Source organism: Mucilaginibacter sp. (assembly GCF_028288205.1).
Taxonomy (GTDB): domain Bacteria; phylum Bacteroidota; class Bacteroidia; order Sphingobacteriales; family Sphingobacteriaceae; genus Mucilaginibacter.
Genome location: NZ_JAQBOD010000041.1, coordinates 1 through 13,282, shown reverse-complemented (window position 1 = coordinate 13,282; position 13,282 = coordinate 1). Strand labels below are relative to the sequence as shown.

The 13,282-nt window shown below is 41.8% G+C and carries 14 protein-coding genes; 7 read left to right on the top strand and 7 right to left on the bottom strand.

Annotated elements, in window-relative coordinates; genetic code table 11:
* The first annotated feature begins 54 nt into the window (after positions 1-54).
* From JWR23_RS09185 to JWR23_RS09175, 3 genes are read left to right on the top strand one after another with little or no spacing between them, the layout of a single operon-like run.
* Positions 55-1,533 (top strand): DUF5687 family protein, encoded by a 1,479-nt coding sequence (locus tag JWR23_RS09185; RefSeq protein ID WP_299515505.1) that lies wholly within the window; start codon positions 55-57, stop codon positions 1,531-1,533.
* Between the two features lie 2 nt (positions 1,534-1,535).
* Positions 1,536-2,288 (top strand): ATP-binding cassette domain-containing protein, encoded by a 753-nt coding sequence (locus tag JWR23_RS09180; RefSeq protein ID WP_299515504.1) that lies wholly within the window; start codon positions 1,536-1,538, stop codon positions 2,286-2,288.
* Between the two features lie 58 nt (positions 2,289-2,346).
* Entirely contained in the window at positions 2,347-2,841 is a 495-nt protein-coding gene (locus JWR23_RS09175; protein ID WP_299515502.1) for a GNAT family N-acetyltransferase, read from the top strand.
* Between the two features lie 193 nt (positions 2,842-3,034).
* On the opposite strand, the gene JWR23_RS09170 is transcribed toward JWR23_RS09175, so the two are convergent.
* Positions 3,035-4,903: a M61 family metallopeptidase gene (locus tag JWR23_RS09170; protein WP_299515499.1), complete on the bottom strand. Its 1,869-nt coding sequence runs from the start codon at positions 4,901-4,903 to the stop codon at positions 3,035-3,037.
* A 109-nt stretch (positions 4,904-5,012) separates the two neighbouring features.
* Entirely contained in the window at positions 5,013-6,131 is a 1,119-nt protein-coding gene (locus tag JWR23_RS09165) for a DUF4407 domain-containing protein (protein ID WP_299515498.1), read from the bottom strand.
* Positions 6,132-6,404: 273 nt separating this feature from the next.
* On the opposite strand from JWR23_RS09165, the gene JWR23_RS09160 reads away from it, so the two are divergent.
* From JWR23_RS09160 to JWR23_RS09150, 3 genes are read left to right on the top strand one after another with little or no spacing between them, the layout of a single operon-like run.
* The gene (locus JWR23_RS09160; RefSeq protein ID WP_299515496.1) at positions 6,405-6,719 is read left to right on the top strand and encodes a rhodanese-like domain-containing protein; all 315 of its coding nucleotides are present in this window, start codon (positions 6,405-6,407) and stop codon (positions 6,717-6,719) included.
* 3 nt (positions 6,720-6,722) lie between these two features.
* Positions 6,723-6,908 carry a DUF6358 family protein gene (locus tag JWR23_RS09155; protein ID WP_299515494.1) on the top strand — a complete coding sequence of 62 codons (186 nt, stop codon included), beginning with the start codon at positions 6,723-6,725 and terminating at the stop codon, positions 6,906-6,908.
* Positions 6,909-6,920: 12 nt separating this feature from the next.
* Entirely contained in the window at positions 6,921-7,826 is a 906-nt protein-coding gene (locus JWR23_RS09150; RefSeq protein WP_299515493.1) for a prohibitin family protein, read from the top strand.
* 191 nt (positions 7,827-8,017) lie between these two features.
* Here the strand turns inward: JWR23_RS09150 and JWR23_RS09145 are convergent, their stop codons facing one another.
* Together JWR23_RS09145 and JWR23_RS09140 are read right to left on the bottom strand one after the other, a co-directional pair.
* The gene (locus JWR23_RS09145) at positions 8,018-8,443 is read right to left on the bottom strand and encodes a DUF983 domain-containing protein (protein WP_299515492.1); all 426 of its coding nucleotides are present in this window, start codon (positions 8,441-8,443) and stop codon (positions 8,018-8,020) included.
* On the bottom strand, positions 8,424-9,311 hold the full coding sequence (locus JWR23_RS09140) for an AraC family transcriptional regulator (RefSeq protein WP_299515490.1): 888 nt from the start codon (positions 9,309-9,311) through the stop codon (positions 8,424-8,426). The genes JWR23_RS09145 and JWR23_RS09140 overlap by 20 nt, the downstream gene beginning before the upstream one ends.
* Before the next feature lie 159 nt (positions 9,312-9,470).
* On the opposite strand from JWR23_RS09140, the gene JWR23_RS09135 reads away from it, so the two are divergent.
* Positions 9,471-9,815, top strand: coding sequence for a four-helix bundle copper-binding protein (locus tag JWR23_RS09135; protein WP_299515488.1), 345 nt, complete (start codon positions 9,471-9,473; stop codon positions 9,813-9,815).
* A gap of 44 nt (positions 9,816-9,859) precedes the next feature.
* Here the strand turns inward: JWR23_RS09135 and JWR23_RS09130 are convergent, their stop codons facing one another.
* From JWR23_RS09130 to JWR23_RS09120, 3 genes are all read right to left on the bottom strand, one after another.
* Entirely contained in the window at positions 9,860-10,081 is a 222-nt protein-coding gene (locus tag JWR23_RS09130) for a hypothetical protein (RefSeq protein WP_299515487.1), read from the bottom strand.
* Between the two features lie 121 nt (positions 10,082-10,202).
* Entirely contained in the window at positions 10,203-11,114 is a 912-nt protein-coding gene (locus tag JWR23_RS09125; protein ID WP_299515486.1) for a PorP/SprF family type IX secretion system membrane protein, read from the bottom strand.
* A 39-nt stretch (positions 11,115-11,153) separates the two neighbouring features.
* The coding region (locus tag JWR23_RS09120; RefSeq protein WP_299515485.1) for a gliding motility-associated C-terminal domain-containing protein at positions 11,154-13,282 on the bottom strand (2,129 nt) is incomplete at its 5' end.

Below are 13,282 nucleotides of genomic sequence, written 5' to 3'. Positions count from 1 at the left end.
ATTTATTTAATTATAATTACAGTAAATTAAACTCATTCGTCACAGCGGGTATATATGATCTCAACTTTTTTTAATCACGAATTAAAAGCCTTTTGGCGTTCAAAAAATACCGGTAAAAATTTAGCCGTACGCATAATAATGGCTATCCTGATTTTATACCTGTTCTTAAATATGCTGGTAGTGGGCTTTTTTATGGATACGGTTTTGAAAAAAGTTTTCCCGAATGATGCATTGATATTTTCGTTTTGCGGAATAATTTTGATCTATTATCTATCAGAACTATTTTCCAGGCTGCAACTGCAGGAGCTGCCTACGCTAAGGGTACAGCCGTATTTACAGCTACCAATTAAACGGAATAGCATTGTGGGTTACCTGGCTTTAACCGCATTGTTCTCGGTGTTTAATTTATGGCCAATTATACTTTTCTTTCCTTTTATTTTTAAGGTAATACTGCATGACGCGGGTGGTTTGGTTGCCTTAGCTTTTATCATTTCTATATTAGGGATATCCATTTTTAATAATTACCTGGCTTTATATATCAAGCGTAAATCAAACTTAAATGGCTGGATATTTTTAATAGTTGCTGCTGTATTGGTGCTAATAGGTTTGTCTGATTTTATGTGGCACATTATATCTATCCGCAATATATCCTACCTGTTTTTTGGTAATTTAATTAATCACCCGGCGTTAGCTTTAGTGCCCGTATTGCTTGGCGCCGGCATGTATTACTTAAACTTTTTTTACCTCAAACAAAACCTTTACCTCGAAGAGTTAAGCACCAAAAAAGAAAAATATAAAAGCAGCACCGAGTTTCCGATACTAAATAGCTTTGGCGCTACGGGCGATTTGGTAGCTAACGAGATCAAGCTGATATTGCGTAATAAACGCCCGCGTTCGGCGCTCATCATGTCTTTATTCTTCTTGCTGTATGGGTTAATATTTTATGCTAACCCCGGCATGAAGAATAGCGATGCCCCTCGTGTTTTTGTGGGGATGTTTATGACGGGGTTTTTTATTATTAACTATGGGCAGTTTATGTATAGCTGGCAGGCATCGCATTTTGATGGCCTTATGGTGAGCAAGGTTAGCTTTACCAACTTTTTAAAAGGGAAGTACTTGTTGTTTACAACAGTATCAACACTGGCTTTTATATTAACGACCCCATATGTATATTTTGGCTGGCGTATATTGATGATTCATTTTGTAATGTACCTGTGGAACCTGGGCGTTACCGCCAACATTGTTTTATATTTTGCCAATCGCAACGCCAAACGTATTGATTTGAGTAAAGGAGCATCATTTAACTGGGAAGGTGTTGGCGCAACACAGTTAATGCTGTCATTTCTGTTATTGTTACCGCCATTTGTTATTTATGCGCCACTAAAATTTTTAGGTTACCCTAACCTGGCCTTTGCATTAATGGCGGCAATTGGCATAATAGGTGTACTTACCCGCAGCTATTGGATAAAAACATTAGAAGCAGATTTTTACCAACGTAAATTTACCATAACCGAAGGTTTTAGAAACAAGTAATAATGATACAGATAAAAGATCTTAAAAAAGTTTATAGCGGCGTTATCGTAGTAAACATACCACAACTGGAGATAAGGAAAGGTGAGAGTATTGGCCTGGTTGGTAATAACGGTGCCGGTAAAACTACCTTGTTCCGCATGATATTGGATTTGATACGCCCCGAAGCCGGTGAAGTATTATCAAACAACGAGCCTGTTGCCGGGCATGAAAACTGGAAAAACTACACCGCGTCTTATTTAGATGAAGGATTTTTGATAGATTACCTTACTCCCGAAGAATACTTTTATTTCATAGGCGGCCTGCACCGGCAAACCCGCGCGCATGTGGATGATTTTTTAGCAGGGTATGCTGATTTTTTTAATGGAGAAATTTTAAAAAAGGGTAAATACATTCGCGATCTGTCAAAAGGCAACCAAACCAAGGTTGGTATAGCCTCGTGCTTATTGCAACAACCCGAACTTTTAATGCTGGATGAGCCCTTTGCCAATATTGACCCTACTACCCAGTTTCGCTTAAAGAATATATTGAAGGAGGTAAATAAAAAAGGTATGACTACACTGGTATCAAGCCATGACCTTAACCATATTACCGATGTTTGCGACCGCATATTACTGATGGAAAAAGGAAAGATCATCAAAGATATGGCTACCAATTCATCAACCCTTGCAGAGCTTGAACAATACTTTGCCATTGGAGATGTAGCTGCGCCAAAAGTACCGGCAGCACCAATTGTTGATGAGGAGGAGAATCATTAATTAATAACCCACTGTCATTTCTCACTTTGTTCGAAATGACATGGAGAACTAAGTATTCATGCATCATATAAGAGAAGCAACCATAAACGATGTGGCAACCATACAGCGACTCGCAGAGGAAACCTGGTGGCCAACCTATTCGCCGTTGCTTGTAAATGAGCAGATAAAATATATGCTGGCCGAGATCTATTCTTCTGAAAAAATTACGGATCAGATTGAGCAGGGCACCCAAACCTATTTATTATTAACAGAGGACGAACAGCCTGTTGCCTTTGCCGCCTATTCGCCTCGGGAAGAAAACCCTGAGGTATATAAATTACACAAAATTTACTGCTTACCTTCAACTCAGGGAAAAGGGTATGGTAAAATTTTGATCAATGCAGTAAACGAAAAAGTATTAGCGGCGGGCAAACACGTATTAGAGCTTAATGTAAACCGTCAAAATAATGCTAAAAGCTTTTATGAAAAGATGGGCTTTACTATTACTTATGAGGAAGATGTTCCGATAGGGCCTTATTGGATGAATGATTATGTAATGCGGAAGGAGTTGTAGATAAACAGATTTGCGAAGTCTTTAAAACTTCGCAAATCTGACAAGGTTTATACAAACACATCATAGGTAATGATAGTGAAGAATCTTATATGCTGCGCAAATTAGCTTATCGCTTTGTGAGGATTTTCGTTGTTCATTATCTTTCTAATTTAGCTACCCTTGTGGTGTTACTGCTGAAATTTTTTCGTGAGAACTATTTTACTTTTGATGATAACCAGCTTTTACGGAAATCTGTTTGTTCTGCGCTGGGCTGCCCGCCTGCTTTTTCGGCAGTTACTACTTCATAAAATGGATTTTCCTCTAACGTTACTGTAGTTGTATGCGCGCCGGTACGGTTTTTATAATCAACAGTGATCTTATCGCCGGGCTTTTTATCAATAATTGCCTGGCTAAATGACGTGGCATCGGTTATATCTTTTCCGTCGGCTTTTAATATAATATCGCCCGCGTCAATACCTGCTTTATAAAGCGGCGTGCCAATAGTAGTGTTGGTGGTTATGGCAAACCCGGCTTCGTTGGTGGTGCGTGCCTGGCCCGAACGGCCACGTATTGGTGTTGCAGATAAGCCCGACCATACTTTTCCTGCTCCTGCTTTACGCAATACAAACCCGGCTTTTGCCAGTAATGCTTCATAATTGTTTTTATCTATGCCGTAAACATATTTACTGTAAAAATCGGCAGCAAATTTAGGGTTGGTAAGCTTACCCAATACATTTTGCAGATCAGGAACTGTGTAAGGTTTCATCACCTTGCCTTGCGCCAGCCAAACCGCACGCATATAATCATCAAGCGTTAAGTTGAAATCGCTGCGCAAACGCAGGTCGAGCGCCAGCGCAATGGCGCCGCCATAATAGTAATAGCTTAAAAAATTATTTCCATAATTAGCCAGATCGATTGATACACCTGCATCGGTATAAACAGCTTTACGGCTCATTTCTACAGCCGGATATCTTGCCGCGCCCGGTGAGTTTAAAACAGAGTTTACCAAGCCGCTTACCGAGCGGGTATACTCTTCAGGAGTAATAAATCCGGCGCGTACTAATAGCATTTCGCCATAATACTGTGTAAATCCCTCGGCAAACCAAAGCTCATTGCTCATGTTGGCATGGTCAAAATTAAATGGTTCTAATGATTTTGGACGGATACGCTTTACGTTCCAGCTATGGAAATATTCATGGGCGAATGTGCCCAGTAAGCGGGTTTCATTACCGGCAACTTTATCCGCAGGCTGTGCAATACAGGTTGAATTACGGTGTTCCATGCCATCGCCCGAAACCGTTGGGTAAACATCATCTAAAAAGGTATACTCGCCAAAATCATAGACAGGCAACTCGCCAAATACCGCTTGCTCTTCCAGTACTACTTTCTGTACCATTTTACCAAAATTATCAATCACTCCCTGGTCATCTACCGAGTGTACGGTTAAATTAATGCGTTGCTTTTTGCCCCCGGGATTGGCTACATCCCAGCTGGTTTCTTTAAAAGCAGAAAGCTCGATGGGGCTATCCATCATATATTGCATATTAGGCGCACTATAGATATTTGCACCTTCATGCTTTAACTGGGTAGCTACTTTCCAGCCATATTTATCCAGATCATTAAATTCAAACTTTATGGGGCGTTGATCCATCCCTGCAACCCACATGAAAGCAGCGGGCATGTTTAGGTGAGCGTGACTGGGGTCGATGCTTGCATAGGTGCCATCTGTCCAATTGCCAAACAGGGTGTAGCTTACTTTTACAACATCGCCGTGATTGTCAATTTCATATACATCACCATCAACTTGTTTTACGGTTAGCGGGGTGCCGTCGACATTAACTGCCTTAACGTTATAAACGTTTTTGCCAAATTCATGCGTGGCATACCTGCCGGCGGATGAGCGGCTCATGTGCAGGCGCAACGCGGCCGCAGGGGCCTGTGGTATAGTTATTACAAATTCGGCTTCATGATGCGCGGCATTGGGGAATGAAACAGCGTAATAAATAGGTTTTTGTACAGTTTGTGCAACTGTAGCGCTTGCAATCAGTGCAAAAGCAAATAAGGTAAGAAGTAGTTTTTTCATTTAGTTCAGTTAATTGCGCTCAAAATACGATTAAAAATAAATAATAGCAAACGGGGAGCGCACAACGTAGCGATGTCGGGGTGAGTAATGACCAGGGATAGCGATTTACCTAATCATACCGATGCCTTTCCCGGTCATAATCTGAGCGGGTGGACAGCGTTTTCTTTCGTCGCTTTATATCTTCATCCACGTGGTCGTTATATACGCTGTCAATAACGGTTATATCGCGCTCTTTATCCCGATCAGCATAATAAACATTAGCTTCAAAGGTCTTTGCTATTGCCACATCATAAGGTCCTTTGGGCGACATCAGCTTTACAAATACCGGTAAGCATTCAAACAAAATAAACAGGTAGCCAATAAAGGATATGGCCAGGTAAGTATCCACATCACGGGTGCCGTTCTCATTATATGTTAACTGCCCCAGTGCCCAGTTACGGTCGGCAAAACCGGCAACCTTAGCCAGGCTATCCAACTGGCGTTCATTAAGCATTTTAACACCGTTCACCCCCTCATATTCCTTTCGCTGACTAAGATATTGGTCCATTTTATCGGCATTGCCGGTTACCAGTTTCAGGCGATCCTCCTTTTCCTGTAAAACCGTTTGCTTTTGCTTGGCATAGGTACCATAACCCACAATGCCTGATGTTTGGTTATTTTTTTCGCCAAAAACCTCTTCATTCAGCTGGGTGCGTGAGCGGTTAATGTCTTTTTCGAGCGAGTCTTTTTCTTTTTTCAGATCAGCGGTTTTTGCCAGCTCCATGCCATACTTTTCGCTGTAGGTTTTTTGCAGCGTATCTATCTTGCTGTGCTGACCTTTTAGATAAGCAGTCTTTAATTTCTGGCGGATCTCTTTATCAAATATTTTTAATTCTAACGGACGCGATATTACAATCCCAATCATTATTGCCAGTAAAATACGTGGGGATGCCTGTAATATTTGCTGATTTGTACTGCCTTCTTTATTGATGCTGGATACAATGTAGCGGTCCATATTAAATATAGCCGTGCCCCATAACAAGCCGAACAGGATGGCAAAACCTACCGCGAAAGCATCACCATTAAAAACAAAATACATAGCATAACCGCCCGAAAGTGATGCAAATAGCGCTGTAAAAAAAATAGTGGCGCCAATGCCTACATATTTATTATGCTCGATAGGATATTTTTTTAAGGTATCAATGTGGGCGCCCGAACAGAACCAAAAAAAACGGGTAACTTTTTCCATTAATTATACTATAATATTGATAAACATATATGAAACGCACTTAGGTAACGATTGTTACAAAATAAGAGAATGTTTTTAGCTAAAAGAACTGACGTGACGAAATAAGCTTTATTAGGGACGAAAAACATGGTTTTCTTATCTCCTGACGGTAAGAACGATCTGCTTAAAGTCTTTAATAAGTAAAAGTGTAGGTTTATAGCGTAGATTTAGGGTAGTTAAGCCTATATTGATAGAGAAAAAAACTACATTTGATATATTAAATTATTAAATAAAATGCAAGAGATAACCGTACAAGAACTTAAAGAAAAATTAGATAGTGGCGAAGATTTCCAACTGATTGACGTTAGGGAAGACTTTGAATATGAAACATCAAACATTGGCGGCTTATTAATACCCTTAGGCGGCATTATTATTGAAGCAGATAAAATAAGCAAGGATAAGCCAGTTGTAGTAATGTGCCGCAGCGGTAAACGCAGCGCAGCAGCTATTATGCAATTAGAGCAAATGGGTTACACCAACTTAGCCAACCTTAAAGGCGGTATATTGGCCTGGGCAGCAGAGATCGATCCGGATATAGTTGTATATTAAGCCATGGGCAAAAAAATAGCGCTAAGTACTTTTTATAATTTATGCATTATTTTATGCCTTGTACTGGCATGGACCGGGATTACCAACAAACGCTATGATTTTATTTTAGCATCGGTGTTTGCCGGGGCAATTTTTGTAGTGCTAAAAATAAAGCTGCTTAAAGAAATACGCAATACGCTTAAACCTTAACTCAAAAAATATATGCTTATTTTAATCTTAGGTGTCATTGTACTTATTGTGGGTACAGTGCTTAAACGTTCGCCCGAACCGGGGAACCGTTTTGGTGGTACTGTTACAATTGTTGGTATTGTTATCCTGGTTTTAGGACTCATGACCTCGGCATTTAAAGTTATTGAACCCGGTAAGGTAGGTGTGCAAACCCTGTTTGGTAAAGTAGAAGACAATATCCTGGAAAGCGGATTACACGTTATCAATCCATTGGTTGATGTAACTACGTTCAGCATCCAGACAGAAAACTATACCATGAGCGCCAAAAGCAATGAGGGCCCTGTAGAAGGTGATGACGCTATCCGTGTATTGTCATCAGATGGGTTAGAGGTTACCATTGATCTTTCGGTATTATATAAGGTAAACCCGGCAAAAGCTCCTTTTATACTTCAAAATATCGGCAATGATTACGTAAATAAGATTGTGCGCCCGGTTACACGCACCGCTATACGTGATAACGCGGTTAGTTACGCGGCGGTTGATCTGTATTCTACTAAAAGACAAGAGTTTCAATTTAAAATAAATAAAACCATTAGCGACAACTTTGCTAAAAATGGTTTAGAAGTTCAGCAGATACTGGTACGTAATATAACGCTGCCTGCAACTGTACGCGCCAGCATAGAATCAAAAATACAGGCCGAACAGGACGCGCAGAAAATGCAATTCGTTCTGCAAAAAGAACGCCAGGAAGCCGACCGTAAACGTGTTGAAGCCCAGGGTATAGCTGATTATCAGAAGATACTATCAACCGGTTTGTCTGATAAACAACTGCAATACGAAACCATTAAAGCTCAAAAGGAAATTGCGCTGTCACCCAATGCCAAGGTTATTATAATTGGAGGTGGTAAGGGAAATCCGATTATGTTGAGTGATAAGTAATAATCTAACACGAATTTTTCGAATTGAGGCGAATTGCACGAATTGCAATTCGCCTCTTTCATTTTAATTTTTCTCAACTTTGATCATTGTGAAAGAATTGAAGGATCATATAGAACAAATTAACCAGCTATGTAATGCACATGGTGTTAAATCGTTATTTGCTTTTGGAAGATTTTGCAGATCTTTTAGATTTATAACCTCTTATAATCATCCCCCGACCTATTCGGATCATAATTAATACCGGGGGTTAGCCAGTACAACAGCACTACCCTTGAGTACCTGAAATTAAACGGCGAAAGTATAACAGATATTCCCAGCAGCGCTCCTACATATACCCATGGATTATGGCTTCCTGTTAATATATATATAGCTACGGCCAGGCTCACCATTTCAGCAATATTAAAGGCGTAGCTTACAAACATGGCTACATAAAAATAACCCGGTTCAATCTCGAACGTAAAGCCGCAATGCGGGCAATGCGTGTTCATTTTTTGTGATGATAAACCATACATGCTATTGGCAAACATATTGCCTTTGCGGCATTTAGGGCATTTAGCATGAAGTGCTGCTGATAATTGTGATACTTCCATTTCGGTGTTATTTAATAACGTGTTCATGATTGTTTGTGCTTTTCCTGAATTCCTCCGGTGTAAAGCCTGCTTGCTTTTTAAAGAACTTGGTAAAGTAAGAGTTATCTGCAAAATTGAGCTGGTTGGCTATCTCCAGTATGGTCAGGTCATTGTTTATTAACAAACGCTTTGCTTCCAACACTATCCGGTTTCGAATAACTTCGCCGGCTGAAATACCCAGCACATCATTGCAAAGCGCGTTGAGATGGTTGGGGGTAATGTAAAGCAGCCCGGCATATTGCTTTGGCAGTTTGATAGTAGTATAATTCTTCTCTATCAGTTTTTGAAAACTGCGCAACAACATGTAGTTATAAGACGGTATGGTTTTATTTACCTTATTTAAACTCAAACGCGCTATACTGATAAATAACTGCAGCATAATAGATCTGACCATATCCATTTCCAACGGCTTTGGTTCTTCTGTTTCGCGTATAAGCTCTTCGAAAAGATCAATCACCTTGCCCTGAAGCTCTGCAGGGATATCAATAACAGCATCCTGTATAATGCCGGCGAAGAATGTAAACTCTTCTAAATAATTAGCCTTTAGCAGGAACGATTGAAAAAACGGCACGGAGAAGTTAATAATATATCCATCAACATCACCCTCAAAGGCCCAGTTATGCACCTGGCCGGGTATCATAAAATATACTTGGTTGGGCCTTACCGGAATCTGCTGAAAATCTATAGTTTGCGAGCCGCCGCCTTTAGTAAAAAATACTAAATGATAAAATGAATGCTTATGCGCCAAATGTAAATTGCGATGGCTTTTTAAATAAGGCGCAAAACGGCTTATCAATATATCCTGCTGCTTTTGTGTGAGGCTGCAAATGTCATATATGGGGATGCTCGTTTTCATTACTCAAAGATAAATGGTAATAATGAGCTTTAATGGTATTGTTTATGGCGATTGTGGTATTATTTACTGATTGGGTGATTTTATAAGTTCAAAAAAAATAAAAAACATTTGTTAAGTATTGCTTATTATAAAAATAGATTAATCATTAAATTATAAATTATGGATAATCATAATCACCGGGCATTAATTCAACAATTATTGGATTGCGCCTTAGCTTGCGAAAATTGTGCTACCCAATGTTTAAAAGAGCCGGATATTGCCATGATGGCTGCTTGTATTAAACTGGATATGGACTGTGCCGATATATGCAATCAAGCTGCAAGGTTACTGCAACGCGAATCGGACATTGCGCACCAATACCTGGTTATATGCGAAGAGATATGCAGAGCATGTGGCGCAGAATGCAAAAAACACAATTATGACCATTGCCAACAATGCGCCAAGGCTTGTTTAGCCTGTGCAGAAGCCTGCCATGAGCACCACCATGCTATAACGCAAGATTAATATCAGGTATAGGTTGGCAGGGCATAGATTGGAATATCCCTAATCTATGCCTGGCTTTCGGGCTTTTCTATTTGCTGGTAAATACTTTGTAAAACCTCATCGGGCAACCGCTTGCCTGATATTTGCTGCCATGTTTGCCCATGTTGTAACGCTGCTATTATTTCACCATTCCGGGCAACATCAAAATGATCTCCACGTGGTATGATCTCAAAGCCGGTCATGCCACCATTATAAAAAGCCTGTACATACAAATTATTATTGCTCATAGCTTATGTTTAATAGTATTACAAACAGGTATCTCAAATTGTTTAATTGTGTGCGGCAACCTGCACCTTGAGCGTTTCGGTAATTATAAAGGCGGTAATAAACTGGTTTACTCACCCTTGCTTATTTTTTATCCAACAACCTCAGCTTTAGTCCAAACTCAAAGGCACCCTGGGTGTATTGGGTCAGCGAGCCGGTCTCCAGGTTGTAGTTAAAGCTCAGCGCATAGCTGCCCTGGTCAAGCCCGAAGCCCAGGCCCACGCTACGGCTACTATGATAGATACTCTGCATATACAGCCCGTAGTTATTTAAATTAAAGTTAATGCCCACATCCACGATGCTGTTATAACTCTTCACCATCCTGAAAGCGGCCAGCGGGGTCAGCATAAAGCTCCGGTCGTCGTTTTGCATCGGGATCTTATAGCTAACTGTGGTGATGAACAGCATCCGGTCGGCATCAAACCTATCATCCGAGCTTTTAAAGAAGGCCGCCTTCAGGTTGGGTACAGCTGCACCAACAGACAGATTATTGTCGGTATAGCCTATACCTAAGTCGCCGTCTACATACGGTTTCAGCTGGTTGTACAGGGCTATCTCGGTATCTGAGAGATCCCCGGTTACATTGTTATAGTCTACCCGTGAGTCATCGATGCCAAAAGACAGCCCGAAGTGCAACTGCTGATTCTGGCCGTTCAGCGACAGGTGATAAGCATACGTCCCCATGATCCGCGTCTGGCGGATCAGCCCGGCCTGGTCATCATTGATGTTCAGGCCCAACCCTACTTTATCTGCCGGCTGGAAATCGGCCGTTAGTGAGCCGGTCTTAGGCGTGCCCGGGAAACCGCTCCATTGCTGCCGGTAACTGGTATTGATCGTCAGCACCCTGCTTAGGCCCGCCATGGCAGGGTTATACATATACGGGTTCTGGTAATACATCGCGTTGAACGGATTCAACTGCGCCCGGCTGATTAAGGATGCAGCTGTTAGCAACAGCGTTGTCAGCAGCGTTTTGGTTATATTGGGTATGATTTGCATTGTCTTGTTTGCTTTTTTCTTGATTCTTGTTTCTATCCCTTAATGGCTTCTCAGTATAGTGACATAGCCTTTCAGCCTCGTCGGGCCCAGCTGTATCACATAATAGTACGTGCCTTGTACCAGTGGCGACCCGTTCATCGTGCCGTTCCAGTCATTGTTATAGTTGTGTTTGGTATAAATTACCCTGCCAGCCTTGTCAAATATTGTTACCGTGTTGCCCGGATAAAGCTGTATATCCTTTATTACCCAACCATCGTTTTTACCATCACCATTTGGCGATAAAAAATTTGTTGGGATAATGGCGCTTGGCGGTAATGCCCGGTATACGGTTAGCGTATAAGTGTTTTTGGTCACCCCGTCCTGCGCTGTTATTACTAATGTGATAACGTTGTTGCCTGCATTCAGTCCAATATTATAGCTTGGGCTGCCATTAGGTACCGGCGTGCCATATATGGTTGCCGAAGCGGTAGGGTCAAAGGTTGGGGTTAACGTAATATAATTTACATTATATCCCACCGAGATTGTATAAGCAAATGTTCCGCTTGCAAATGTTGGCGACAAGGTGCCCGAACCTATGGTAAGATTAGTCGCAACTGCATTGGTTAACGGTATAATGGTTAGGGTACCTGCAACATAATTAAAGCTATAGTTGTACGCTGCTGCACTGCTTGGTGTGATCTGATAATTGCCCGGCGAGGTTGTAGCGGTGGCTAATGTAGCGACAATAGGCGGAGTAGTTAGTTTGTTAATATCCTCTCCGTTTACAAACCCGCTATAGGTAATAGTTAATGCCGGATTAGCTGTTCCATATTGCCTGCCCTTGTTATCCGCTTTTACGGTTAGTTGCGCCTTGGCAACGGTTAGCTGGCTGGCTATGCTTATAGCGGCCTGGGAAGCGGTGATGTTAGCCGTACCCGCACCCACAATATGGATATTACCATTTATTATAGTTGCAACGGCGCTATTATCGCTGCTGTAAACTATTGGTATAGTGCTGTTATTGCTGTTGGCGCCTGGTGCAAAGTCAGCATCTCCATATGTTTTTGATGGAAATTGCACAAAGGTGATTGGTTGGCTAACCTGCGCCACCGTAACTGTTACTGTTGAGGTTATTCCATTAGCATCTGTTACAGTAATGGTATAAGGACCTGCCGCAAAGCCTGTAAATGTAGGGCTGCTTTGTAAGCTGCCCGTACCTATCTTATACTGGTAAGGCCCGGTGCCGCCTGTGGCCAATACAGTTACCGACCCCAGTGATCCGCCGTTAGGAGCCACATTGGTTTGGGAACTTACTGCTAATGTAAGAGGTGATGATGGCTGTCCGATCGTTATACTCACTGTTGAGGTCACCCCGTTGGCGTCTCTTATAGTTACTATATAACTCCCAGTTGCAAGACTGCTAAAGGTTGGGCTGCTTTGTAGGCTGCCGGCGCCGATTTTATATTGGTATGGAGAAGTGCCACCTGAGCCGGCTACGGTTACTACACCAGTTGATGCGCCAAAGGCGGTTACATTAGTTTGTGAACTGATCGTTACCGCAAGGGCTGATGATGGCTGGGTGATCGTTACGCTTACTGTTGAAGTTATTGAATTTGCATCGCTTACCGTAATCGTATAAGTACCTGCGGAAAGACTGCTGAAAGTAGAGCTGCTTTGCAGAGCTCCTGTTCCCATTTTATACTGGTAAGGTGAAGCTCCACCAGTACCGATTACCGTCACTGCACCTGTTGATCCACTGAAGGCGATCACATTGGTTTGTGAGCTGATCGTTACCGCTAGCGTTGCTGGCTGAGTGATCGTTACACTTACCGTTGAAGTTATTGAATTTACATCGCTTACCGTAATAGTATAAGGACCTGCTGCAAGGCTGCTGAAAGTAGGGCTGCTTTGCAGAGTTCCTGTTCCTATTTTATATTGATATGGACCTGTGCCGCCTGAGCCCGCTACGGTTACTGAACCGTTCGATACACCAAAGGCGGTTACATTGGTTTGTGAACTGATGATTACTGCTAAGGTCGTCGGTGGTGACGGCTGGGTAATGGTTACGCTTACTGTTGAAGTTATTGCGTTGGCATCGCTTACTGTAATGGTATACGTTCCTGCTGCAAGGCTGCTAAAGGCAGGACTGCTTTGTAAGCTGCCGCTGCCGATTTTATACTGATATGGTG